Raw genomic sequence first — 23,467 nt, 5'->3', positions numbered from 1 at the left:
GCCATCGGGGCTTCTGGTACTCGGCTTGTAAGTGCATTGCGTTTGCAATACACTTAGTGAGTGTGGAAGGGCGTCAAGGACGGCGAGTGGTCCGCCGAGCACATCGCACGTCATGGCGTGACGATGGACGAGGTCCGTGAAGCGATCTTGTATCGCCCGTACTGGATGACCGCAGGTAAGAACGACTCGACCCTGATCTATGGGCGGACGCGCTCGGGTCGGTACCTGTTCGTGGTGGCCGTCGACGATGGCGGTGAGGCGTTCATCGTGACGGCTCGAGACATGACGACTCGTGAGAAGCGCACGTTCAGCCGGAAAGCGAGGTGACGACGATGAGCGATGCGGAGAAGCTGCCCCGCCCGGCCGAGGAGCTGGAGGCGTTGGCGAGTTACTACGACGAGCACGACACCGCCGACGAGATGGAGGGCGGCACGTGGGTCGAGCCGATGGTGACCACATCGCTCCGTCTGCCGCGCGAGGTGTTCGAGCGGCTCAAGGAGGATGCGCGGCGTGAAGGTAAGCGCCACACGGCCTACATCCGCGAGATTCTCGAGCGCAGCGTCCGGGACAGTGCCGAGGAAGCGGACGACCTACAGCAGATCAACAACAAGCTGGACACTCTCCTCGAAGCCGTCACGCCCGCGCGAAAGACCGCATCACGTGCGACGACGAAGAAGACCGCAACTCGTAAGCGCACCGCGGCGCCGGACAACACCAAACGGTCCGCATAGCCATTACCTCGAGGAACTGCGTCCTGGCACGGTGGATCTTGTTTGCGTGCGATACGTGGCGGGACTGCACCCTGCTGATCGCCGGAGACAAGGGGCCAGGTAGTCAGTTGTATACAGAAACGATCCGTGGCCGGACCTATTGTGTCAATTGGGTCCAGGTCTCTTGTCGCGATGCCGACCTGTGACGTCGCGCAGTCTGAGCGCTCGGGCGTGGCACAGCCTGTGGCACGAAACCGGGTCGATCAGCGTGGTTCTTGATGACCACGGCGTCGCGGTGCGTGGCCATCGTCGCTGGTGGTGGCGGTGGTGAACGTCGTCGTCCACCCGTGTAAACCGTAGGTCAGAGGTTCGAATCCCCTTGCCGGCTCCGAGTTTGACCTGGGGCGATGCCGCCGAAGCTTCGGTGGCCTTGCGTGCCGTGACCCGTTCTGTGACCCAGAGTGCCGCCACGGTCGTGGTATGGCTCGATCCAAGAAGTCCCGCAGGCGCCCTGCTGGTGGCACCATCGACGCTCGGCCGAGTGGGGCGTTGCGTGTGCGGGGCGAGGGTGGGTTAGGTCCGGTCGACGAGCTCCGGCACCCGAAGCGAATGCCACGGTGAACCTGCTGCTGGATCGGCACCTGGAGGAGGTGCAGCGGAAGACGAAGAAGCGGTATGAGGAGCTGGTCGCGCTCCATGTGCGCCCGCTGATCGGTGAGGAGAAGGCGGGTCGGGTCGATGGCGAGATCGTTGACTCGCTGTACGCCGAGCTGCGCCGGTGCCGGATCCACTCCCGTATGGCCAACGGTCTGGTCGATCACCGCACGTCCCGGCCGCACGCATGCCGGCCGCTGGCCGGCAACACGATGCGCCAGTGTTGGGCTAATGCACCAGCGGATGCGCGTGGGCGCCTTGCGCACCCCGGGACCTCGTAACTGGGCTGTGTACCAGCTGAATGGGCTCGGCGAGCCGAGAAGGACGTACCGCAGCACGCGCGGCGCCGTGAGCCTTCGACGTGACTTTCCCCGCTGGACCGGACACTCGAGCTGATCGGAGAGTGTCCGGTCCAGCGGGGAAAGTCACCCGGCCGTGATCGAACTGGGCATGTCCAACAGCAAACTCGAAGGCCTGAACTCTGAAACCCGACTGATCAACCACCGCGGCTACGGCCATCACAGCGCAACCGCCCTCATCGCCATGGTCTACCTCTGCACCGGAGGCATCACCATCACACTACCCACACGAACCTGAGGAACCCCTCAAAAAGCGCAGCGAAGGCTTGCTGCATACCCGGGCCGTACTGGCTCTCGCCCGACGACGCATCGATGTGCTCTGGGCAATGCTGCGCGACAAGCGACCGTTCACCACCTCCCCAACGGCCGCGCCTGCTACTTCACCAACTCATGGAGATTCCTTCACGCCAAGAACATTCGGCGTGTCAGGCCCACTAACACCGTTCAACCAACAGACCCAGTTATGCCGGAGCGGTGGGGTCGAGTGTTGCCGCGAACCGCGAGCGGTAGCGCTTCGGTGAGATGCCGACCTCTTGGGTGAAGGCGGTTCGGAACGTCACCGGCGACCCGTAGCCGACCTCGGAGGAGATCCGGTCCACCGTGAGGTCGGTGGTCTCGAGCAGTTCCTTGGCCGCCGCGATCCGTTCCGCGGCGACCCAGCGCATGGGCGTGGTGCCGACGTCCTGCTCGAACCTTCGGGCGAGGGTGCGGGGCGAGAGGTTCGCCGCTCGCCCCAGCTCGGTGAGCGTTAGCGGCCGGCGGAGGTTCTCGCGCAGCCACGCGCGGAGGTTGTCCAACCAGGCGGCGCGGTCCTCCAGCGGCTCGGCGTGGACGTACTGCGCCTGATCACCGTCACGGTGGGCGGCGATGACGAGGTAGCGGGCCGTGTTGTTCGCGGCGCGCTCCCCGTGGTCGCGCCGGATCAGATGCAGGCAGAGGTCGAGGCCCGCCGCCGAGCCGGCACTGGTGAAGATGTCGTTGTCCTCCACGTAGATGGCGCGTGCGTCGAGCTCGACGTTGGGGTACATCCGCTGCAGCAGTGCGGTGTGCCGCCAGTGAGTGGTGGCCCGACGCCCGTCGAGCAGTCCAGCCTCGGCGAGCGCGAACGTGCCGGTGCACAGCGCCACTATGCGGGTGCCCCGGTCGGCGGCGCGCCGCAGCTCGCGAACCAGCCGGGAGCCGACCGATCGCCCCGGTGGCACCGCAGGCACCAGCATCGTGTCGCCCTCGGCCGCGGCGCTCAGCGGCCGCTCAGGGGCCAGCCGGGCTCCGGTGTGGGTGCGAACGCCGCGCAGGTCGCCGCACAGCGTCACGTCGTAGAGCGGCCCGTGCTCGGGGCCCCACTCGTAGCCCAGCGCCTCCAGCGGCATGCCGATCTCGAACAGGGTCATGCCGTCAATGAGCGGGATCGTGATCGTCGGACGCCGTGTCGTCATGATGGCAAAATCCTATCAGGTTGCGTCAATTTTGCCACTTCTGCGGGACGGCGCCGCTTTGCGACTCTTGAGCCATGTACTTCGACGACTTCATCGCAGACCAGACCCTGAAGACCAACGACTCGTCGTCCTCGCACGACGTTCGCGCTCAGCAGCCCATCCGGCGCCTGCTTCACACCCTGTGGAGCGGCGCCCGCCAGGTCGCCTGGGGCATCGACGCGTTCTCCAGCGTCCGGCACGGGATCGACGTACCTCCCGATCACGATGCCCGCAGCCGACGCGCGTCGGAACCCTGCCACCCACGACCTTGAGGGCCAGCCGACGCTTACGACGTCGCTGGTCGGATCGATCAGGACCTTCTGACGGCGACCGCCACACCTAGGGCTTGACACGCAGCGGGCACCGCGGGAGCGCAAATCGGTGCCTCGATGCCTGGAGAGACCGGGCGCGTGGTCATTGTCGCTGGTCGTGGCGGTGGTGAACGTTGGCGCCCACCCTTGTAAACCGTAGGTCAGGGGTTCGAATCCCTTGCCGGCTCCGGGTGCGGTGTCTCAGGACCTCGCGGACGGCCGAACTCTTGTTGATGAGGGTTCGGCCGTGTTCGGCGCCGATGCCCATGCGGCGGGTGCTGGTTGTCGATGGTGACGAACTGGTCGATCAGGGCCTGTGGCTCGGCCGAGGGGACCACGGTACCGGTTGAGTGCTTGATCGCGGCCGTGTCGAGCCGCTCGGAACAGGCTGCGGACAGCTACTGGCTGCCGTGGTCGTGACGCGTGATCGGGCCCGCGAGGTCGGTGCCCTCGCGCTGCCGCGTCCAGATGGCCTGCTCGACCGCGTCGACGACGAACGCGGTACAGCGCCGCCCGATCATGTCGAGCAGTGGGCGTGCGGGAGCGGTGTTCGTGGCAGGTCGCGGGGGTGATCGCACGACCCGGCTCGGTGAGCTGGGCGCACATCGACTCGACACCCCATCGCAGACCGTCGGTCGTGGTGTTCACCGACGTGCTGGCCGATGTGCCGCACGCTCAGCGCTGTGGCCGGTCGAGTTCACAGTCTCCGGACACGCCGGGGCGGTTCGCCTAGTTCGTGTGCGGCTGCAGTGTGACCGGGAGTCCGTCGGCGGGTGTTGGTCCGGTACCCCATGTCATCAGTGGTGTGTAGTCGGCTGGGACGGACCATCGGTAGCGTCTGAGGAGCTGATGCATCGCTGCCTTGACGGTGAGTCCGCCGAAGTGCATTCCGATGCATTTGTGTGCGCCGGCGCCGAAGGGTGACCAGGCGTAGCCGTGCAGTTCTTTGACGCTGTTGGGGTCTTGGAATCGGTAGGGATCGAAGGTGTCCGGGTTGGGCCACCACTGTTGGAGCCGCATCGACGCGTGCAGGTTCAGCGCCACTTGTGTGTTGGCCGGTATGTAGTGGCCGAGGATCTCGGTGTCCGCGGTCGCCTGCCGGAACAGCGTGCCTGCGGGTGCATGCATGCGTAGGGTTTCTTTGAACGCCATGTCCAGGAGAGTGGGTTCGTTCAGTTGCTCGATCGACGGCGTGTCGGGTAGCGACCGGGCTTCTTCCCGCAAGGCGGTTTGCAGCGGCTGATCCTTGCCGATGTGGTACGCCATCATCGACAGTGCGATCGTGCTGGTGTCGTGCGCTGCCATCAACAAGAAGATCATGTGGTTCACGATGTCGTCGTCGGTGAAGACGGCACCGTCGTCGGATTCCACTTTGCAGAGCACGCTGAACAGGTCGGTGCCGTTGCCGGCGCGGCGGGTAGCGACCCTGTTTCGGAAGTAGGACTTCAAGAACCGGCGTCCGGTAAGGCCGCGCGACCAGGCTCCGCCAGGGACGGGGTAGCGGATCATTGCCTGACCGCCGTGGACGGCGTCGTCGAACGCCTCCGACAGCTGGCGTGCGGCGGAGCTGGTGGGTGACTCGCCGACGAAAACCTGACAGGCCAGATCGAGCAGTAGTTGTTTGGCGTGGTCGTACATGTGAAACCGCTGTCCGGGCGTCCACGAACGCAGGGTCCGATCGACCAGTGGCCAGGTTGCCTCCAGATAGTCGTTCAGCCGCGGACGCGTGAAGGCCTGCTGCATGATCCGCCGATGGAACAGGTGCTCATCGAAGTCCAGCAGCATCAACCCGCGGTGGAAGAACGGGCCGATGACCGGCCGCCAGCCACGTTCGCTCGAGAACACCTTGTTGCGGTCGAGCCAGACTTGTTGCAGGGCATCAGGACCCATGACGGTAACGACGCGGAAGCCGACGGCGCCCGTCCATGAGACGGGCCCGTAGCGTCGATACTGTTCTCGTGGGTAGGCCAATGGGCTGGCCATGCTCTCGACGGCGTGGCCGATGCCCGGAAATCCGTAGCTGCCCATCACCGGCCGAAGCCCGCTACCCGCGGGCGGTTCGGCCAGTGGTTGTGGATTCTCCGGGTACCGAGAGGTTATCGCTGCCCCGATTCGTTGGACCGAGTCGGCGAGTGCTGCTCGTAGTGGCTTGGACACAACCGTCATGAGGAACGGGTCCTTTCGAGGTAGGCCTGTCGTTCGCTCGGGTCGTAGGAGCCGTAATCGCCACCACTGATGAATCGCTTGAGCCGCCACATCATCTTGGAGGGCATCACCTCCTCGAGTAGCCCCATCGGCGCCAGGTATCGCGGCACCGTCACCTCGCCCCGCCCGTGTTCCGCGCTGTCAACGATCGCCGCGGCGACGGTTTCGGGGTCCAGGGTGGGTTGCAGGCGCAACCGGACACCGGATGTCAGCGCCGTCCGGGTGGCGGCCGGCATGATCGTGCTCAATGTGACGCCGGTTCCGGCGAGTTCGGCGCGGATTGCCCGCGAGAGAGCGACAACTCCGTATTTCGACGCGCAGTACGTCGCGATCCCCGGGGTGGTGACCTTGCTGGCCATCGACGCCACGTTCACGATATGCCCTCGGCCACGTTTGATCATGCTGGGCAGGACGAGGTGCGATCCGGTCAGGGTCGCGCCCAGATTGATCGCCAACTCGCGCTGCAACGCGGCAAGGTCCTGGTCGACGAAGTGTCCCATGAGCTGGATCCCTGCGTTGTTGACCAACATGTCGATCGGCCCCTGCTCGGAAGCCGCCCGAAGGTAGTCGTTGAAGCTGGCTTCGTCGGTGACGTCGAGGTAGTGAGCGTGGGCGCCGAGCGCTTCGGCAGTTTCCTGCGCGGCGGCAAGGTCGCGATCACCGATCCAGACCGTGGCTCCACGACCGACCAATTCCGCGACGGTGGCCCGCCCGATTCCTCGGGCGCCGCCGGTCACGCACACTCGTGCATTGTTGAGTGTGATCATAGCGGGCTGCCCACTGGATGCCGCAGCGCGAAATAGGCGATGGGACGGATCTCGTCGGACCCCTTGAACAGGAGCGCTCGGCCGAGGTACACACCCGGCGTCAGTTCGACGATCTCGTCGCGAGTCTTTCGGATCGGGAACGTGCGAACACCCGGATTCTTGTACTGTGGCACTCCATAGTCCAACGCGCGCACCGTCACTCGTGGTTCGATGAGGCCCTGGCCGACTGCGTGGTCGAAGTGGAACCCCTCCGCCTCCTTGCCGACCTTCCGGAGTCCGAGGTAGCCGAACGTGACGACGGGCATCACCACCAACGCGATAGGTGAGAGGCGATTCAGGCCCGTACCCGCGGCCAGGTCGAAAGACTTGCCTCGCCACGTCGGGTCGATCCTCATGAGTTGATTGGCGAGTTTGGCCTCGGGGATACCGAAAAGCTTTCCGACGATCTGGCCCTCGAGCTTTCCGTCCAGGTTGCGAGGTTCGATGCCCGCACCGAACAGGTGTGACAGCGCGTCGTGGTCGTTTCGGTTACCCAATGCGTGCAAGTACGACCAAGTCTCCGCACGGGCCCTTGTCGGGCTGTGTTCAGCGAGTGCGCGGAGTTCGCCGAGCATGACGCTCGCGTTCGGTAACTGTTCGCCGGCATCCGCTTGCTCAGCGACACCCTTCGTTTCAACGGTCATCGTGCGCCTCCAATCTGGTACGATGCTGTACCAGATCTTCGTGGCTGTCAATGGCAAGTCCGTACACCGGGAGGTGGGAGGATGGTGTGCGTGTCCTCAACCGGTGAACGCAGTTACAGGGGAGCGTCGGCGCCGGAACGCGTCCGGCGCCGACGCTCGCAGCTGATCGATGTTGCCCTGACGGCGATGGCCGAAAACCGGTGGCGGTCAGCGACCGTCGTCCGCCTGTGCGCCGAAGCGCGGCTCAACAAGCGGTATTTCTATGAGAGCTTCACCGACCTCGACACGTTGGCCAGCGCCGTGATCGATGAGGTCGCGGCGGAGGTCGGTGACGCTGCCGTCACCGCCTACAAGAACTCGATCGAGCTTCCCCTCGCGGACCAGGCGCGCGCAGCGGTCGATGCCGTGGTCGGCGTCTTGGGTACTGATCCTCGTAAGGCGCTGGTGCTACTCGGTGGGGTGGCCGACAGTCCCACCGAACACGCTCGGCGCACCGATGCGATGACGGGGCTCACCGCGATTCTCGTCGACCACGCCCGTAGTATCCATGGTGTCGAGCTGGAATACGACTCCCTCGCGTCGACCGCTCCGGCCTTCGTCATTGGCGGAACTGCCCAGGCCATCTTGTCCTGGGTGAACGGCACTGCTCCCATCGGTCGGAAACAGCTCGTCGACGACATCTCAGCGTTGTGGCTCGCAGTGGGAGAAAGTGCGGCGGGTATCGCCCGGTCGAGGCTCGAGACGACTCAGCCGTCCAACAGCGCCATATAGCCGGCTTCGCGTGCACGGCGGAACAAGGCAAACTGTAGCTACCCCGAGTCCTACGGTTCACTCGACCACGCTGAGGATGAAGGCGGGTCATGAGCGGCTACACACGGTGGAAGGACGTGCGTACCTCGCACGTTGAGCGTGCCGGGGGCGCGGAAGCCGTGGTCGCCGGCAAGGACGAGTTGCTTGCCACGGTGCGGGGCCATCGCCTAACCGAGATCAGGCGGGCCCGCGGCCTGACCCGGCAGGATGTCGCTGACCGCATGGGGATCACCAAAGCGCGCGGTTCCCGGATCGAGCAAGCGCGGATCTCCGGACACGAGGTGTTGGCGCGTTGTGTCATCATCGCCCCAGCATGCACGGCCGAAGCCGAGGTGGCCGTACACTTGGCGGTGACGCTTGTGCAATGGTTCGTCCAGGACGCCGTCCATTCGCGGTCGTCGACGTGACTCGTCGTGTGAGGCCCTTCAGCTTGCCCGGTGATTCAGGGCCCGCTCGATCCGAGCTGGTCCGCGTAGTGCTGAAACACGACCAGGAACGCCACGATCGCCGCCACCGCACCAGCAGTAGCGATCCAGCAGCCGGCGCGCCGACGCAACACCAGCAGCACCGCCGAGAGCGTGAACGCCGCCGTGGCGCTGATCAGTACGGCTAGGCCGAACCGCTCGACGCCGTCCAGGTTCACGGGGGTGTCGAAGCCGTCGGCGATTTCCAGGGCCAGGTACACGCTGGAGCCGAGAGCGGCCAGCGCTGCTATTGCCGAGACGACGGCTGGTACCCGTGCCAGTGCCGTCGAGTCCGTCGTTTTTCGCATCGGGGCCAGGGTATCTCCCGCTGACTTGCCAGATGATCCACTTCGGAACCCGGCGAACCGTGGCCGATCCGTTCGGGACGCGGATGCGCTCTTCCGGCTGGGGCCGGCCGGGTTTGTCGAGATCGCGGGCGAAGCCGCCGGATACGTCAGTGACGGGACCGGCACGCGTATCCAAGCGGGCCGTGGAATTGACCGCGTTCCTAGCCTGGCCGGCGGTGTCATACTGCTGACAAAGTCCCGGCGTGCTCGTGCGTGATCCGGTGAGATCGGTACGCGGCCCGTTGTGCGGAGCCAGGCATACGGCCGCTGGAGCCAGGAGGTGTCGTGTGATCGTCCGTGTCCGTCTGCTCGGTCTGGCACTGAGCGCGCTGCTGATGCTCGCCGCGTGCGGCGGGGACGGTTCCGGGGCACGGTCCGCGGAGGTACCGGAGAAGCTCGATTTCAATGCGGAAACGCTCGACGGCGAGTCCTACGCGGGGGCGGAGCTCGCCGGTGAGCCTGCTGTGCTGTTCTTCTGGGCGCCGTGGTGTTCGATCTGTCGGCACGAGGCGCCGTTCGTCGCTGAGCTGGCAGCCGAGCACGGCGACGAGGTGACGTTCGTCGGCGTCGCTGCCCGGGACGATGTCGACGCCATGCGCGAGTTCACCTCCAGGTTCGGCACCGACGGGTTCACGAACCTCAACGACGAGGACGGCCAGGTGTGGACCCGTTTCGGGGTCACGGCCCAGCCTGCGTTCGCGTTCATCAGTGCGGACGGCGACATCGAGCGTGTCGACGGCACGTTCACCAGGCAGGAGTTCGACCGTTGGCTCGAGTCACGCGCCACCGCGTGAGCGGCGCCGCCGACGTAGCGCATCCCACCCTCGACAAGCCGCCGGCTATCGAGAAGGGTTCGGTTCGGTGAGTGCGGGGGCCGTCCAGGCCGACCCACGTGGGCCGGCCTGGACGGTCTACCTCACGCGAGGTCGAACCGGTCGAGGTTCATCACCTTGTCCCAGGCCGCGACGAAGTCGCGCACGAACTTCTCCCGCGCGTCTGCGCAGGCGTAGACCTCCGCGAGCGCACGCAGCTCGGAGTTCGAGCCGAACACGAGGTCGACGCGGCTTCCGGTCCACTTGACGTTGCCCGAGGCGTCGCGCGCCTCGAACGTCTCCGAGGACTCGTCCGTCGGCTTCCACGTGGTGCCCATGTCGAGCAGGTTCACGAAGAAGTCGTTGGTCAGCGTCCCCGGCTTGTCGGTCAGCGCGCCGAGCGAGGACTGCTGGTAGTTCGCGCCGAGCACGCGAAGGCCGCCCACGAGGACCGTCATCTCCGGTGCGCTCAAGGTGAGCAGATTCGCCTTGTCGACGAGCAGGTTCTCCGCAGGCAGCTGGCTGCCCTTGCCGAGGTAGTTGCGGAACCCGTCCGCGGCAGGCTCGAGGTAGGAGAAGGACTCCACATCGGTCTGCTCCTGCGTGGAGTCGCCACGGCCCGGCGTGAACGGGACCTCGATGTCGTAACCCGCGGACTTGGCCGCCTGCTCGACACCCACGCAGCCCGCGAGGACGACCAGGTCGGCGAACGAGACCTTCGTGTCACCGGACTGTGCGTTGAAGGACTGCTGGATGTCCTCGAGCGTGCTGATCACCGTCGCGAGCTTCTGGGGCTCGTTGACTTCCCAGTTCTTCTGCGGCTCCAGCCGGATGCGACCGCCGTTGGCGCCGCCGCGCTTGTCGCTGTCGCGGAACGTCGAGGCAGCCGCCCACGCGGTAGACACAAGCTGCTGCACCGTGAGTCCGGAGTCGGCGATCTTCTGCTTGAGCTCGGCGATCTCCTTGGCACCGACGAGCTTGTGGTCCGGCTTGGGCACCGGGTCCTGCCACAGCAGCTCCTCGGACGGGACCTCGGGCCCGAGGTAGCGGTCGATCGGCCCCATGTCGCGATGGGTCAGCTTGTACCAAGCGCGCGCGAAGGCGTCGGCGAACTCGTCGGGGTTGTCCTTGAACCTGCGCGAGATCGGCTCGTAGATCGGATCGACCTTCAACGAGATGTCGGTGACCAGCATCGTCGGCTTGTGCTTCTTGCTGGGGTCGTGGGCGTCGGGGATGGTCTCCTCGGCGTCCTTCGCGACGAACTGGTACGCGCCGCCGGGGCTCTGCGTGAGCTCCCACTCGTAGCCGAACAGGTTCTCGAAGTAGCCGTTGCTCCACTGGGTCGGTGTGGATGTCCAGGTCACCTCGAGGCCGCTGGTGATCGCGTCGGCGCCCTTGCCGGTGCCGTGGCTGTTGGCCCAGCCGAGCCCCTGCTGTTCGAGCGGCGCGGCCTCCGGGTCGGCTCCGAGGTTGGAGTCCGGTGCCGCACCGTGGGTCTTGCCGAAGGTGTGCCCACCCGCGATCAGCGCGACCGTCTCCTCGTCGTTCATCGCCATCCGGCCGAACGTCTCGCGGATGTCGCGCGCGGCGGCGACCGGGTCCGGCTGGCCCTCGGGGCCTTCCGGGTTCACGTAGATCAGGCCCATGTGCGTCGCGCCGAGCGGCTTCTCCAGGTTGCGCTGCTCGCCACCGGAGATGCGCTTGTCGCTGCCGAGCCAGGTGGTCTCGGCGCCCCAGTAGACATCGTCCTCGGGCTCCCAGACGTCCTCACGGCCCCCCGCGAAGCCGAAGGTCTTGAAGCCCATCGACTCCAGCGCCACGTTGCCTGCGAGGACCATCAGGTCCGCCCAGGACAGCTTGCGGCCGTACTTCTGCTTGACCGGCCACAGCAACCTGCGCGCCTTGTCCAGGTTGCCGTTGTCCGGCCAGCTGTTGATCGGGGCGAAGCGCTGCTGGCCCGTCCCGGCACCGCCGCGACCGTCGCTCACGCGGTAGGTTCCCGCGCTGTGCCAGGCCATGCGGATCATCAGCCCGCCGTAGTGGCCGAAGTCGGCGGGCCACCAGTCCTGTGAGGTGGTCAGTACCTCCTCGATGTCCCGCTTCACGGTGGGGAGGTCGAGGGTCTTGAACTCCTCGGCGTAGTCGAAGTCCTCACCCATCGGGTCGGACGCCGGGTGGTTCTTCGCGAGGATCTTCAGGTTGAGCCGGTCTGGCCACCAGTAACGGTTGCTGTCACCCTGCGTCGGGTGCGGGAGGCCGTTGCCGTGTACGACCGGGCAGCCACCTCCGTTCTCTGTACTCGCCTGTCCGGCGACGGCGTCGTGTTGCTCTGGCATGGTAATCCTTCCACGCGGATCAGGGGTGATCAGGAAATGCTTACGGTGGAACAGTCGGGGCACAGGCCCCAGTAGATGACCTCGGCCTCGTCGATCGCGAAACCGTGGTCGTCGGATCCGGTCAGGCAGGGCGCCTCGCCGACGACGCAGTCGACGTCGGCGATGAGGCCGCATGACCGGCACACCACGTGGTGGTGGTTGTCCCCGACTCGCGACTCGTAGCGAGCCACAGAGCCCCTCGGCTGGATGCGCCGCACCAGCCCCGCTGCCGTCAGCGTGTGCAGCGAGTCGTACACGGCCTGGTGGGACACCTCAGGGAGATCCTTGCGCACGGCGCTGATGATCGAGTCCGTGTCGGCGTGCGGGTGCGCGTGCACCGCGCTGAGTACCGCCACCCGAGGGCGGGTCACCCGCAACGCGGCCTCCCGCAGCATCTGCCGGAAGTCCAAGGACATGAACAACAGTCTGCTGCATTTTCTTGAATAAGTCAAGACTATGTGGTCGCCTCCGTGTGCGGGAGCGGCTCCCTCAGCGCTCCATGCCCTTAGGTGATCTTGATATCAGGGAGGGCCTCCGGAACCCGCCCGGCACTCGGTGCGTCCCATGAACGATGCACTACCCGGGCGACACGCGTGAAAGGTGGCGAGACCGACCGTGCCGGGGTTCGACGTCGCGCGGTTCGCGTACCGCTGTCGCGGTAGATGTGCGAACAGCCGGCTGCGGACGGACGGACCGGGACGACGTCCCGGCTACTCCACGGATACTCGTGCACGCGGTGACATCGTCTTTTCGGCGTGGGCTGAGAGATCGGAAGCGGATTCGTGCCTCGGACGGGATGAACCATGGACCGGCCGACTACGATGCGGCCCGTAAGCGTTGCGAGAGCAGTGGCGCTCGGGGGTTTGTTGTGTCGGAGGAAAGTGCGGAGAGTCGCGCGGGTACCTCGGTTCCGGAAGATTTCCCTCCGGTCGTGTACCTCTGCTGCGAGTCCCACGTCAGTTCCGCCGAGGATGCGGTGGTTCAGCTGCGGCAGACCTCGGACGGGCGGATGGCGTTGCCGGTGTACTCGGCTCTGGACCGCCTGTACGAGCGCTGTGGACGGCAGCAGCCGTGGCTGGTGATGCCGACCGCGCGACTCGACACGTTGTACGAGGCCGTGCGTTTCGACGTGGTGCTGCTCGATGCCAATATCCCGGAGGAGTACCGCCACCAGGAGGATGACGGTGAGTGACGGATTCTATATCGAGTCGGACGTTGTCTCCCGGGCCGCCGATACGCTGACCGCGGCTAGTGATCAGCTGGGCGGCGTGGCTCACACCGCGCCGTCCCTGCCGGATGTAGGGGAGGGTAGCGGGCCCGTGGCAGAGATCTTGCGCAAGCTCATGACCGAGGCGGATCGGCTTGTCACGGAAACCTCCGCCGCCGGCGAGGCTGTCCGGAATACGGCGTCGAAATACCTGGATGTGGACGAACGGTCCGCCGAGTCAATGCACGTTGCCGGAGGGCTCGAGTAACGATGCCGATCGACACGTATGTAGCGGGCGATCCGGAGGAACTGTTCGCGGTAGCCGACTGGGTGCGCCGCTCGTTCGGTGCGGGTGTCACCGAGACGGCGGGCCAGATCTACGCTGCTCGTAACGATGCCGAGTCGGCGTGGGATGGTTCGGCCGCGGACGGGTTCCGGGAGCTGATGACCCAGGGAGCGCGAGCCGCCGACGGGCTCGCTGACGAGGCGGTCGAGCTGTCGCGCAAGTTCGACGAGGTCGCCGGCGTCCTGCGGCGCACGCAGCGCGAGATGGACTACATCCGTTCCGCGGCGGCCCGAGCGGGTCTCGAGGTCGTGAACGGCTCGATCATGGAACCCGGCCACGCGCCACCGGGCCCTGGCCCGGCGCCGATCGGTAGCGCGGCAACGCCTGAGGCCCTGCAGGAACATCACGACGCCGTGGCGGCGCAGCAGACTCATGCCGCGCGAGTGCGGGCGTACAACACGGCGCGAGTGGATGCCGAACACGCGCTGGCCGAGTGGCGCGCTGCGGTGGAGGACACCCGTAACACCGCGAGCGACTTCGTGCCGAAGAAGTTCTTCGATCTGGCGAACGTGGGCGCCGGGACGGCGGCGGCCGCATACAAACAGGTCCAACTGGGGAACACCCATGCTGCCGCCCGCGAGGCGCGTTTCGTGGGCGCGCTCGCACGAAACAACGGACACATCGACCCCGCAAGGTTCCATCAGTTGCTCAAAGAATCCGGTCGGTGGGAAGCGAAAGCCACCGGATACGGTCGCAGCGTTTCCCGGCTCGGCAAGGTGGCCAGAACGGGTCCTGTGGTAGGCAGCGGAGCGCTGGCCGGGTTGTCGATCGCAAGCGATATGAGTAATGGCGAGTCGGCCGTACAGGCTGTCGCGTCGAACGGGGGAGGGTTCGCGGCTTCGTACGTTGTCTCCAGCGCGGTAACCGGAGCCGCTGCGGGAACCGTCGTCGGCGGTCCGGTCGGCTTCGCGATCGGAGGCGTGGTCGGAGTCGGCGCGGGGGTTGTCACATCCGGGGCGATCGATTCACTGTTCGAGAACGATTTCGATGTCGAGCAGTCGGTGAGCGAGTGGGGACAGGAATGGGGGGAATTGGGTAACGACGCCGCCGACCTCGGGGAGGATGTGGTCGATGGGGCCGGCGACCTCGGAGAGGATGTCGTGAACGGGGCCGGAGATGTGGGGGAGGACGTGGCAGGCAGAGCCGAGGACGCGTGGAACAAGATCGTATAGATCGCCGGCGACGCCCGGGGTACCGGCGGCGACGGGTCCCCGGCAGGGAACGGTTGCGATCTTCGTCGTGCGGCTCAACCGAGGGTCGTGCTCAGCAGGCTCGCTGCTGGTAGCAGGTTGTTGATCTGGTGCGTGACGATACTGGTGAGAACGTTGCCGGTGAACAACCGTCCCAGGCCGACCGGGATCGAGATCACCAGCAGCAAGGGGCTGCGGAGCAGTTCCATGTGGGCCATCGCGAAGATCGCCGTGGTGAGAACGAAGATGATCCACGGGTTCAACCGGAAGTGCTCCAAGGCGCGCCACAGTGTCCCCCTGAAGATCAGCTCCTCGCACAGCGGCGCGACCAGCCCGATCGCAAGGAACGCCCCGAGAGCTACGGCAGGACCGAGGTTCCGGCCTGCGAAGGCCTCCCCGACCGCCGAGCTCGCGTCGTCCTCGCCCACCATCGCGCTCCAGACGGATGCGGCAGGCAACGTGATCGCGAGACCGCCAACGCCGATCGCCAGCCCGAGGCCCGCATGACGCCAGTTCCACCGGATGGCCAGTTCCCGGCGCACCCGTCCGGCCCGCCGGCCTCCCCCGAACGCGGCGGTACCCGCGAGCGCGGTCAGCGCCGCCAGAACCGTCGGGACGAGCACCGACAGCAGCAACGCGCCGGGCGGGAGGTTCTGGTCCGCCGTTGACGCGCCCTGTAACGCGTACGGCACGACGACCAGGAACGAGGACGTCAGGAACACCACCTCGGCCGCGGCGAAAACGACGGCCATGACAAGGCCCGCTCGCCTGCCACGTGGAGCGCGCGGGTGTGTGGTCCGGCTACCGTCCCGCTGCTCGCTGATCGTCATACCACTCGAGCACCTCACAGGGAGCGCCCGGCGCAGTGACGCCGCGCGGCGGTCTCGTCGGTGTGCAGCATGTCCCTGGTCAGGTATTCCCGGGACGCGGCGTGGCAAACCCATCGCCCGCCCGGGCTCGTCGGCGCCCGCCGGCAATGTCGTCCCGCGTTCCGGGCGCTCGTGCTCGCCGCCGATCGGCTGCCGGGGTCGTGCCGGGTCAGGGGCGTGGAAATAGCCGATCCGCGTTTTGACGCAGGCTTGTTCTGTTCGTCCCGAGGGTCCCTTTTCCCGGAATGGGCGCGTAACGCGATCGCGATGGGAGGGTCGGGCGGGGAATAGTGATACCGCTTTCACGGGCGCCGCTCGTGTCGATCCATGCGGAACATGCGGAACCGGAGCGCGGTTCCCGGATGCTGCTGTCGGCGTTGCCGACGCATTTTACTCCCCTGAACCCCCTGCGGAGTTAACGGTTCGCCGACGATGTCGTAAGCGGTTCACATCGGCGGGGTCGGTCCCCTTGCCCGCTGCACGTTCGGGTGAGAACGATGGTGTGTGGCCGGTACGTGGCCGATCCCAGAGCCCGCGTGAGGATGTCCGTGAGCGAGCCAGAGTATTTGACCGACAACGACGCACGCCTTTTATGCCCGGAATGCGGCCGCGCGAGTACCCGAGTTGATCAGGTGTTCGTGACCGCACGCGAAGAGGATGCCCCTGCCAACGAGATCATTGTTGACGCAATCGGAGGTGAAGTCGTCACGCACGGTCGAGGCCAGGCCCCGCTCGACCCGAGCGTGGGTGAGGGTCGACGGCATCGCGTCGCCCTCGTGGGTCGCTGCGAGGAACAGCATCGATTCGCCCTGGTGCTGACCCAGGTCGACGGCGAGACGCGCCTCGGCTGGTCTCCTGAGCTGTCCTACGATGGGGCCGAGGTCGATCTCGACGACCCGCCGTGGTGATCGTGGTACGAGCCCGGCACGGCGCCGCGTGATGTGGGGCGTCGCTCCGGTCCACAGCCGCTGCCGCGGGCCGGGGCGCCCCGGCCCGGCGGCGCGGTGCGGGCACGAGCTGATCAGCCGGAGCTCTTGACCGCCTTCTCGATCCGGTCGCCGATGTCCTTGTCGACATTGCGCCAGTACTCGAACGCGCGTTGCAGCACCGGCTCTGTGACGCCGTTGCTGAGGTGCCCTGCGACGTTGGAGACCAGCCGCTCGCGGGCGGCGTCGTCCATCACCTCGCGCACCAGGGTGCCCGCCTGGATGAAGTCGTCGTCATCCCTGCGCTTGGTGTAGGCGGCGTGCACCATCTCGCCGCTGGTCTCCCATCCTGCCGGTTCGCCGAAGCGGGCTGTGTCGGCGTGCGGCCCGCCCTTGGAGTTCGGCGCGTACACCGGGTCGGAGACGCCGGCCACCCGCATGACGCCGTCCTTGCTGTAGCTGTGCACCGGCACCTGCGGGGCGTTCACCGGGATCTGCTTGTAGTTCACCCCCAGGCGAGCGCGGTGCGCGTCGGCGTAGGAGAACAGCCGGGCCAGCAGCATCTTGTCCGGGCTGGGCCCGATCCCGGGTACGAGGTTGTTGGGCTCGAAGGCCGCCTGCTCGATCTGGGTGTGGTAGTCCGTCGGGTTCGCCGTCAGCGTCATCCGGCCGACCTCGTGCAGCGGGTAGTCGCCGTGCGGCCACACTTTGGTGAGGTCGAACGGGTTGAACCGGTAGGTCTCGGCCTCGGCGAACGGCATGATCTGCACGTACAGCGTCCAGCTCGGGTAATCGCCCCGCTCGATCGCCCGGTAGAGGTCACGGGTGTGGTAGTCGTTGTCGGCGCCCGCCAGGCGGTCGGCCTCTTCCTGGGTGAGGAAATCGATGCCCTGGTCGGTCTTGAAGTGGTACTTCACCCAGAACTTCTCGCCCTCGGCGTTGACCCACATGTAGGTGTGGCTGGAGTAGCCGTTCATGTGCCGCCAGGTCTTCGGGATCCCCCTGTCGCCCATCAGCCAGGTGACCTGGTGCGCCGACTCCGGTGAGAGCGTCCAGAAGTCCCACTGCATGTCGTTGTCGCGCAGGTTGTTGTCCGCGCGGCGCTTCTGCGAGCGGATGAAGTGCTGGAACTTCATCGGGTCCCGGACGAAGAACACCGGGGTGTTGTTGCCGACCATGTCGTAGTTGCCGTCGCTGGTGTAGAACTTCACCGCGAAGCCACGCGGGTCGCGCCAGGTGTCCGGGCTGCCGCGCTCACCGGCGACCGAGGAGAACCGGATCAGCATGTCCGTCTCGGTCTTCGGCTGGAACACCCTGGCCTTGGTGTAGGCGCTGACGTCGCCGGTCACGACGAACTTGCCGAACGCGCCCCCGCCCTTGGCATGCGGCTGGCGCTCGGTGATGCGCTCCCGGTTGAAGTTCGCCATCTGCTCGATCAGGTAGTTGTCCTGCAGCAGGATCGGACCGTCCGGGCCGACCGTGAGGGAGTGCTCATCGCTCGCGACGAGGATACCGGCATCCGTCGTCGTGGGCTTGTTCCCGGTTTCCGTCATTGCTGTGCCTCCTCGTGGTGGGATGAACCGGTGGAGTACGAGGCGGGAAGCGGTTCCGCCGTGGCCGAGCAGTCACGGCATACACCCCAGAACACCACCTCCACTTCGTCGAGCTCGTATCCCTTGTCGTCATCCGGGATCAGGCAGGGTGGTGAGCCACGCGGGCAGTCGGCGTCGTCGATGCGACCGCAGACCCGGCACACCAGGTGGTGGTGGTTGTCGCCGGTGCGGCGTTCGTAACGGGCGGGATGGCCCGCCGGCTCGATCCACCGCACCAGCCCGGCCCGCGAGCACGCGGCCAGCACGTCGTAGATCGCCTGGGTCGAGACGGAGCCGATCCGCTCCCGCACGCCCTTGCCGATCTCGTCGGCCGTGGCGTGCGGATGATCGGCCAGCCATTCCAGTACCGTCAGGCGCGGCTCGGTCACCCGCAGCCCCGCCTGACGCAACTGCGTACGCAGTGATGCGCCGTGTGGGGGCATACTTCCAGTGCAGTATTTTTCCTGGAACGAGTCAAGAAGAGCTCGGTGGTGCTGGCCCGTTCGGGGTGTGTTCTCACCCGGTAGTGGTGTGAGCCGGTGGTGACCGGAAATGCGCTGGGGCTCGGCGGCGGTCAGCCGGAACGTGGGCGGATCCCTTGGGTTGACTTCAAGATTGGTTGAAGTATCAGGATGTGTCGTGACGCCCCGGAACGGCCGGGGACGGCACGATGCGGAGGGGTGAGCGCCATGCGCGCGGTACAGGTGCAGCGGTTCGGCTCCCCGGAGGTCCTGGAGCTCGTCGAGCTCGGCGACCCCGAGCCTGCGGAGGGCGAGGTCGTCATCGACGTCGCGGCGGCCGACGTCATGTTCCTCGACGCCCTGCTGCGCAGCGGGTGGGGCAAGGAGTACTTCCCGGTGCAACCACCCTATGTCCCCGGCAACGGGGTGGCCGGCCGTGTCACGCGGGCCGGGGCGGGGGTGGACCCGGGCTGGGTCGGCACCGAGGTCATCACCGAGACCGGACCGCGCGATCCGGAAACCGGGGCACCCACCGCGCCCCTCGGCGGCTACGCCGAGCGGGCAGTGGCCGCCGCGGCCGACCTCCTGCCGGTCCCGGACGGTGTCGATCCGCACCGGGCCCTCGCGCTGCTGCACGACGGGATGACCGCCCAGATCATCGCGCGGGAGGCCGGGTTCGCGGCCGGCAAGCGCGTACTCGTAGCGGCCGCTGCCGGAGGCGCTGGAAGCCTGCTGGTCCAGCTGGCCCGCGGGGCCGGAGCCAGGGTTGCCGGGGCCGCGCGTGGCCCTCGCAAGCTCGAGCTGGCCACCGAGCTGGGTGCGGAAGCGGCCGTCGACTACACGGAGACCGGCTGGCAGCGACGGGCTCTCGATCTCAGTGGTGGGGACGGCTTCGACATCGTCCTGGACGGGGCAGGCGGGGCCACCGGCCGTGCCGCGTTCGACACGGTGGCGCGTGGCGGCCTGTTCATCGGCTACGGCGCGGGCAGCGGTGCGTTCGCCGAGATTCCCGCCGGGTACGCACGGGAGCGCGGCGTGCGTGCGCTGTCCCTGCACGATCTGCCCCGGCACGACGCGGCAGGCAGGCGTTCGCTGGCGCGCACGGCGTTGGAGCTACTGCGGGACGGCTGGGTCTCCCCGGTCCTCGGCCAGACCTATCCGCTGGAGAAGGCGAGCGAGGCACACCGGGCATTCGCCGAGCGCACGACCGTGGGCAAGACACTGCTGCTGCCGTAGGCGCGAGCTCTGGCGTGCCGCGACTGTGCCGTGTGCGCTGCGCCTGGCCGGACAACGTCACCCCCAGACCTCCTGGGCGGTTTCCACGATCAGGGCGAGCTTTGCCTTCTGTTCGTCCACTGTCAACGCATTTCCATCCACTGTGGACGAGAATCCGCACTGTGGGGACAGGCACAGCTGGTCGAGGGGAACGTACTCACCGGCTTCCTCGATGCGTCGCTTGAGCGTGTCCTTGTCCTCGAGCTTGCCGTGCTTGGTGGTCACCAGCCCGAGGACGACCTGCTTGCCACGGGGGACGAATCGCAACGGTGCGAAGCCTCCGGACCGCTCGTCGTCGTACTCCAGGAAGAACCCGTCCACGTCGAGTTCGGAGAACAGTGCTTCGGCGACGAACTCGTAGTCGCCTTCGGCGGCCCACGAGGAGCGGTAGTTACCCCGGCACATGTGGGTGGTCACCCGCATGCCGTCCGGGCGGTTGCGCAGGGCGGCGTTGATGTTGCGGATGTAGCGCTCGTGCTGGTGCTCGACGTCGACCCCGCCTTGCTCGGCGAGCATCGCCCGCTGTTCGGGGTCGTTGAGGTACGCCAGGCTGGTGTCGTCGAGCTGCAGGTACGTGCAACCGAGCTCGCCCAGCCTGCGGACCTGCTCGGCGTATGCCGAGGTGAGGTCGTCCCAGAAGCGCTGCCGGTCCGGGTAGACGGACTCGTCGATCGCGGCGTCGCCGCCGCGGTAGTGCACCATGCTCGGTGACGGGATGGTGAGCTTCGGCGTGGCCGTGCGCACGGTGTCGCGCAGGAACTCGAACGCGTCGGCGAAGATCGTCTCCGTCAGCCGTACGGTGTCGTGCACCCGCGGCGCGGCCGCCTCGAAGTCCAGGTCACCCTGCTCGTTGTGGAAGTGCACGCGGAGCTTCTCGTCGGTCGGGTCGATGCCTTCGAGCCGGTAGATGAAATCCATGTGCCACGACGTCCGCCGGAACTCGCCGTCCGTCGCCGACTGCAGTCCGGCCTCCTCCTGGAGCCTGACCACGTCACGGACCGCGCGGTCCTCGGCGTCGCGCAGCTCCTCGGCGCCGATCGAACCGGCCGAATACTTCTCGCGCGCTTCGAGCAGCTCCGCGGGCCGCAGCAGGCTCCCGACGTGATCGGCCCTGAAGGGTGCGGTGTCTCGCCAGACCATGAACTCTCCTCGTGCCGTCGTGATTCACCGACTCCGCCGGGCCTCCGGGGCCGGCGTCGCTCGTCGGCTGCCGGCGGCCAGCCTCGCCGATCAGTCTTCCCGTGCCCAGCGCGTTTCCCGGATGCCGGGAAAGACATCGGATCGCGTGCACCAGGGGCGCCGGGTGCCCTCGCATAATCGGACGGATGAGCGATCGCGAAGGTGCCACGGCCACCGGACCCGTACTGGCCCGCGCGCTGCGGATACTCAGTACCTTCGATACCGACCGCCGGGCCATGACGCTGAGCGAGATCTCCCGCCAGGCGGAGATCCCGGTCTCGACCGTGCACCGGCTTGTCGCCGAGCTGGCCGCATGGGGAGCGCTGGAACGCGGCGGGGACGGCCGCTACCGGGTGGGGCTGCGGCTGTGGCAGGTCGGCGCCCTTGCGCCGCGTGGCCAGGGGCTGCGCGAGATCGCGCTCCCCTTCCTCGAGGACCTGTCCCAGATCACCAGGGAGAACGTGCAGCTCGCCGTGCGTGAAGGCACCGAACTGGTGTTCATCGAACGCATCGCAGGCTCGGAGGCGGTTCCGGTGCTGACCCGGGTCGGCGGCCGGTTCGCACTCACCGCCACCGGTGTCGGGCTGGTCCTGCTGGCGCACGCGCCGACCGAGGTGCAGGACGAGGTGCTCAGCGGCCCGATCGACCGCTATACCGAGTGCACCGTCACCGATCCGCACAGCCTGCGCCGAATGCTCGCCGACGTGCGCACGACAGGGTTCTCCATCAGTGACCGTCAGGTGACCATGGACGCGCTCTCCGTAGCGGCCCCGATCCACAGCGGCCGGGGTCACGTGATCGCCGCGGTCTCACTGGTCGTGCATCACGGCACCGTCTCGCCCCACTCGCTCGCGCCGCTGGTCCAGACGAGCGCCCGCGCCATCTCGCGCACCCTGTCCGGAGCTGCCTAGCGTCGCCGGTTCGCGCCACTCGGCGGCGCTCGATTGTGATTCGTTTTCCGATATCCGGGAAGACGCTTACTCAGTCCGTGCGGTGATCCGCAGGCTCAGGTGGATCTGACGGCGATGACGCAGTCGACGACAAGGAGCCCCTGCATGACGTCCCTGTCCGCTGCCCCTTGGCCGGTGTTGACCTGATGGCGGCTTCGATACGGCGCACGCTCGACGACGGACCGATGAATCGCTTTCAGTGGACCGCGATCGGGGTCTGTGTCTTCCTGAACATCCTGGACGGGTTCGACGTGCTCGTCATGGCGTTCACCGGCAGTTCGGTGGCGGCCGAGTGGGACCTCTCCGGTTCTCAGCTCGGCATGCTGCTCAGTGCCGGCCTGGTGGGCATGGCCATCGGCGCGATCACGCTCGGTCCGTGGGCGGACAGGATCGGCCGCCGCAAGGTCATCCTCGGATGCCTGGTCGTCAACAGCGTGATGATGACGCTCTCCGCGGCCAGCCAGACCGCGATGCAGCTCGGCGTGCTGCGCGTGATCACGGGCATCACCATCGGCGGGATTCTGGCCAGCAGTAATGTGATCGCCGCCGAGTACGCCTCCCGCCGCTGGCGCGGGCTCGCCGTGAGTCTGAACTCCAGCGGCTACGCCATCGGCGCCACGCTCGGCGGCCTCCTGTCGGCCGTTCTCATCGACAGCTACGGGTGGCGGTCGGTGTTCCTGGCCGGAGGCGTGATCACCGCCGCGACCATCCCCGTAGTGCTGGCTCGCCTGCCCGAGTCGATGGACTTCCTGCTCAGCAAGCAGCCCGCTCGCGCACTGGAGCGCGTGAACACGCTGCTCGCGCGACTCGGCCAACCGTCGATCAGCGCGATCCCGTCATCGGACACCGCGATGCCGGAGAAGGCAGGCGGGCGCTACCGCTACCTGCTCACGCCGGGAACCCGTCGCCCGACGATCGTCCTGTGGTCCTCGTTCTTCCTGGTGATGGCCGGCTTCTACTTCGTAACGAGCTGGACACCGTCACTGCTCGTCGACGCTGGACTGTCCGAGTCGGACGGCATAACCGGCGGGACGGTACTCAACCTCGGAGGGATCTTCGGAGCCGCGATCCTCGGGCTCTGCGCCGCGCGCTTCGCGCTGCGCAATGTGCTGATCACCTACATGCTCGCGACTGCCGTGCTGCTGGCGGCGTTCATCGCGTCGACGTCGGTCCTGGCGCTCGCGTTCACCGTCGGAGGGGTCATCGGACTGTTCGCCAACGGTTGCATCGCAGGCCTCTACGCGCTCGCCCCGACGCTGTATGACCCGTCGATCCGGGCGACCGGCGTCGGTACGGCGCTGGCCGTCGGGCGGATCGGTGCGATCGTCGCGCCCACCGCGGCGGGCGCCCTGCTGGACTTCGGCTTGCGACCCGAGCAGCTTTACGTCGGTACCGGGGTCATCTTCGTCGCCACGGCGGTGATCCTCACCGTGCTGCCGAAACTCGCCGGGAGCACTACTGATGCGCCGGAATCGGAGGCCGCGGGGAGCCGAAGGTGAC

At 66.9% G+C, this 23,467-nt stretch carries 28 protein-coding genes and 1 pseudogene; 17 read left to right on the top strand and 12 right to left on the bottom strand.

Annotated elements, in window-relative coordinates; genetic code table 11:
- Positions 1-60: 60 nt before the first annotated feature.
- The 5 genes and pseudogenes from H0B56_RS19880 to H0B56_RS23060 form a co-directional block, all read left to right on the top strand.
- Positions 61-327 (top strand): BrnT family toxin, encoded by a 267-nt coding sequence (locus H0B56_RS19880; protein WP_180894614.1) that lies wholly within the window; start codon positions 61-63, stop codon positions 325-327.
- A gap of 5 nt (positions 328-332) precedes the next feature.
- Positions 333-731, top strand: coding sequence for a hypothetical protein (locus H0B56_RS19875; protein WP_180894613.1), 399 nt, complete (start codon positions 333-335; stop codon positions 729-731).
- A 596-nt stretch (positions 732-1,327) separates the two neighbouring features.
- A complete protein-coding gene (locus tag H0B56_RS19870) occupies positions 1,328-1,645 on the top strand; it encodes a hypothetical protein (protein WP_180894612.1) in 318 nt (105 codons plus the stop codon).
- Between the two features lie 154 nt (positions 1,646-1,799).
- Positions 1,800-1,961, top strand: a complete 162-nt coding sequence (locus H0B56_RS19865; protein ID WP_180894611.1) for a transposase — start codon at positions 1,800-1,802, stop codon at positions 1,959-1,961.
- A 10-nt stretch (positions 1,962-1,971) separates the two neighbouring features.
- Positions 1,972-2,100 (top strand): annotated as a pseudogene (locus H0B56_RS23060) (IS110 family transposase); the annotation flags it as partial.
- An 84-nt stretch (positions 2,101-2,184) separates the two neighbouring features.
- Here H0B56_RS23060 and H0B56_RS19855 read toward each other — a convergent pair.
- Entirely contained in the window at positions 2,185-3,159 is a 975-nt protein-coding gene (locus tag H0B56_RS19855; protein ID WP_180894610.1) for a GlxA family transcriptional regulator, read from the bottom strand.
- 74 nt (positions 3,160-3,233) lie between these two features.
- Here H0B56_RS19855 and H0B56_RS19850 point away from each other — a divergent pair, with 74 nt between their 5' ends.
- Positions 3,234-3,470: a hypothetical protein gene (locus tag H0B56_RS19850; RefSeq protein ID WP_180894609.1), complete on the top strand. Its 237-nt coding sequence runs from the start codon at positions 3,234-3,236 to the stop codon at positions 3,468-3,470.
- Positions 3,471-3,907: 437 nt separating this feature from the next.
- Here the strand turns inward: H0B56_RS19850 and H0B56_RS23335 are convergent, their stop codons facing one another.
- Positions 3,908-4,030, bottom strand: a complete 123-nt coding sequence (locus tag H0B56_RS23335) for a hypothetical protein (RefSeq protein ID WP_281373709.1) — start codon at positions 4,028-4,030, stop codon at positions 3,908-3,910.
- Between the two features lie 14 nt (positions 4,031-4,044).
- Between H0B56_RS23335 and H0B56_RS19845 the strand changes: the two genes are divergently transcribed.
- Complete coding sequence (locus H0B56_RS19845) at positions 4,045-4,242, top strand: hypothetical protein (protein WP_180894608.1); 198 nt, start codon at positions 4,045-4,047, stop codon at positions 4,240-4,242.
- Here H0B56_RS19845 and H0B56_RS19840 read toward each other — a convergent pair.
- From H0B56_RS19840 to H0B56_RS19830, 3 genes are all read right to left on the bottom strand, one after another.
- Positions 4,239-5,537 (bottom strand): cytochrome P450, encoded by a 1,299-nt coding sequence (locus H0B56_RS19840; protein WP_246361369.1) that lies wholly within the window; start codon positions 5,535-5,537, stop codon positions 4,239-4,241. The two genes, H0B56_RS19845 and H0B56_RS19840, sit on opposite strands and share 4 nt — an antisense overlap.
- Before the next feature lie 134 nt (positions 5,538-5,671).
- Positions 5,672-6,481, bottom strand: a complete 810-nt coding sequence (locus H0B56_RS19835) for an SDR family oxidoreductase (protein WP_180894606.1) — start codon at positions 6,479-6,481, stop codon at positions 5,672-5,674.
- The gene (locus H0B56_RS19830) at positions 6,478-7,164 is read right to left on the bottom strand and encodes a hypothetical protein (RefSeq protein ID WP_219632945.1); all 687 of its coding nucleotides are present in this window, start codon (positions 7,162-7,164) and stop codon (positions 6,478-6,480) included. Before H0B56_RS19830 ends, H0B56_RS19835 begins: the two co-directional genes overlap by 4 nt.
- Before the next feature lie 90 nt (positions 7,165-7,254).
- On the opposite strand from H0B56_RS19830, the gene H0B56_RS19825 reads away from it, so the two are divergent.
- Together H0B56_RS19825 and H0B56_RS19820 are read left to right on the top strand one after the other, a co-directional pair.
- Entirely contained in the window at positions 7,255-7,935 is a 681-nt protein-coding gene (locus H0B56_RS19825) for a TetR/AcrR family transcriptional regulator (protein ID WP_219632944.1), read from the top strand.
- Positions 7,936-8,024: 89 nt separating this feature from the next.
- Positions 8,025-8,381, top strand: coding sequence for a helix-turn-helix domain-containing protein (locus H0B56_RS19820; protein ID WP_180894604.1), 357 nt, complete (start codon positions 8,025-8,027; stop codon positions 8,379-8,381).
- 35 nt (positions 8,382-8,416) lie between these two features.
- Here H0B56_RS19820 and H0B56_RS19815 read toward each other — a convergent pair whose 3' ends face one another.
- Positions 8,417-8,746 (bottom strand): hypothetical protein, encoded by a 330-nt coding sequence (locus tag H0B56_RS19815; RefSeq protein ID WP_180894603.1) that lies wholly within the window; start codon positions 8,744-8,746, stop codon positions 8,417-8,419.
- A gap of 326 nt (positions 8,747-9,072) precedes the next feature.
- Between H0B56_RS19815 and H0B56_RS19810 the strand changes: the two genes are divergently transcribed.
- Positions 9,073-9,579: a TlpA family protein disulfide reductase gene (locus H0B56_RS19810; protein WP_343063971.1), complete on the top strand. Its 507-nt coding sequence runs from the start codon at positions 9,073-9,075 to the stop codon at positions 9,577-9,579.
- Between the two features lie 122 nt (positions 9,580-9,701).
- Here the strand turns inward: H0B56_RS19810 and katG are convergent, their stop codons facing one another.
- Positions 9,702-11,933, bottom strand: coding sequence for a catalase/peroxidase HPI (gene katG, locus H0B56_RS19805; RefSeq protein ID WP_180894602.1), 2,232 nt, complete (start codon positions 11,931-11,933; stop codon positions 9,702-9,704).
- Between the two features lie 29 nt (positions 11,934-11,962).
- The gene (locus H0B56_RS19800; protein WP_180894601.1) at positions 11,963-12,388 is read right to left on the bottom strand and encodes a Fur family transcriptional regulator; all 426 of its coding nucleotides are present in this window, start codon (positions 12,386-12,388) and stop codon (positions 11,963-11,965) included.
- Positions 12,389-12,948: 560 nt separating this feature from the next.
- On the opposite strand from H0B56_RS19800, the gene H0B56_RS19795 reads away from it, so the two are divergent.
- From H0B56_RS19795 to H0B56_RS19785, 3 genes are read left to right on the top strand one after another with little or no spacing between them, the layout of a single operon-like run.
- Positions 12,949-13,164 (top strand): SAV_915 family protein, encoded by a 216-nt coding sequence (locus tag H0B56_RS19795; protein ID WP_219632943.1) that lies wholly within the window; start codon positions 12,949-12,951, stop codon positions 13,162-13,164.
- Positions 13,157-13,447, top strand: a complete 291-nt coding sequence (locus H0B56_RS19790; protein ID WP_180894600.1) for a hypothetical protein — start codon at positions 13,157-13,159, stop codon at positions 13,445-13,447. The genes H0B56_RS19795 and H0B56_RS19790 overlap by 8 nt, the downstream gene beginning before the upstream one ends.
- Before the next feature lie 2 nt (positions 13,448-13,449).
- A complete protein-coding gene (locus H0B56_RS19785) occupies positions 13,450-14,697 on the top strand; it encodes a WXG100 family type VII secretion target (RefSeq protein WP_180894599.1) in 1,248 nt (415 codons plus the stop codon).
- A gap of 74 nt (positions 14,698-14,771) precedes the next feature.
- Here the strand turns inward: H0B56_RS19785 and H0B56_RS19780 are convergent, their stop codons facing one another.
- Positions 14,772-15,545: a CPBP family intramembrane glutamic endopeptidase gene (locus H0B56_RS19780; protein ID WP_246361349.1), complete on the bottom strand. Its 774-nt coding sequence runs from the start codon at positions 15,543-15,545 to the stop codon at positions 14,772-14,774.
- Positions 15,546-16,222: 677 nt separating this feature from the next.
- Here H0B56_RS19780 and H0B56_RS19775 point away from each other — a divergent pair.
- On the top strand, positions 16,223-16,492 hold the full coding sequence (locus H0B56_RS19775; RefSeq protein ID WP_180894598.1) for a hypothetical protein: 270 nt from the start codon (positions 16,223-16,225) through the stop codon (positions 16,490-16,492).
- A gap of 113 nt (positions 16,493-16,605) precedes the next feature.
- Here the strand turns inward: H0B56_RS19775 and H0B56_RS19770 are convergent, their stop codons facing one another.
- Both H0B56_RS19770 and H0B56_RS19765 read right to left on the bottom strand, forming a co-directional pair.
- On the bottom strand, positions 16,606-18,063 hold the full coding sequence (locus H0B56_RS19770; RefSeq protein ID WP_180894597.1) for a catalase: 1,458 nt from the start codon (positions 18,061-18,063) through the stop codon (positions 16,606-16,608).
- Positions 18,060-18,545, bottom strand: coding sequence for a Fur family transcriptional regulator (locus H0B56_RS19765; protein WP_180894596.1), 486 nt, complete (start codon positions 18,543-18,545; stop codon positions 18,060-18,062). The genes H0B56_RS19770 and H0B56_RS19765 overlap by 4 nt, the downstream gene beginning before the upstream one ends.
- 246 nt (positions 18,546-18,791) lie before the next feature.
- Between H0B56_RS19765 and H0B56_RS19760 the strand changes: the two genes are divergently transcribed.
- Positions 18,792-19,799, top strand: a complete 1,008-nt coding sequence (locus H0B56_RS19760) for a zinc-binding dehydrogenase (RefSeq protein WP_180894595.1) — start codon at positions 18,792-18,794, stop codon at positions 19,797-19,799.
- Positions 19,800-19,856: 57 nt separating this feature from the next.
- Here H0B56_RS19760 and H0B56_RS19755 read toward each other — a convergent pair whose 3' ends face one another.
- Positions 19,857-20,978: a 5-methyltetrahydropteroyltriglutamate--homocysteine S-methyltransferase gene (locus H0B56_RS19755; RefSeq protein ID WP_180894594.1), complete on the bottom strand. Its 1,122-nt coding sequence runs from the start codon at positions 20,976-20,978 to the stop codon at positions 19,857-19,859.
- 185 nt (positions 20,979-21,163) lie between these two features.
- Between H0B56_RS19755 and H0B56_RS19750 the strand changes: the two genes are divergently transcribed.
- Entirely contained in the window at positions 21,164-21,928 is a 765-nt protein-coding gene (locus H0B56_RS19750; protein WP_180894593.1) for an IclR family transcriptional regulator, read from the top strand.
- Between the two features lie 224 nt (positions 21,929-22,152).
- Positions 22,153-23,466, top strand: a complete 1,314-nt coding sequence (locus H0B56_RS19745; RefSeq protein WP_246361348.1) for an MFS transporter — start codon at positions 22,153-22,155, stop codon at positions 23,464-23,466.
- Position 23,467: the final 1 nt, after the last annotated feature.

Source organism: Haloechinothrix aidingensis, from assembly GCF_013450155.1.
In the GTDB taxonomy this organism is placed as follows: domain Bacteria; phylum Actinomycetota; class Actinomycetes; order Mycobacteriales; family Pseudonocardiaceae; genus Haloechinothrix; species Haloechinothrix aidingensis.
This window is presented reverse-complemented; position numbering and strand designations above follow the sequence as displayed.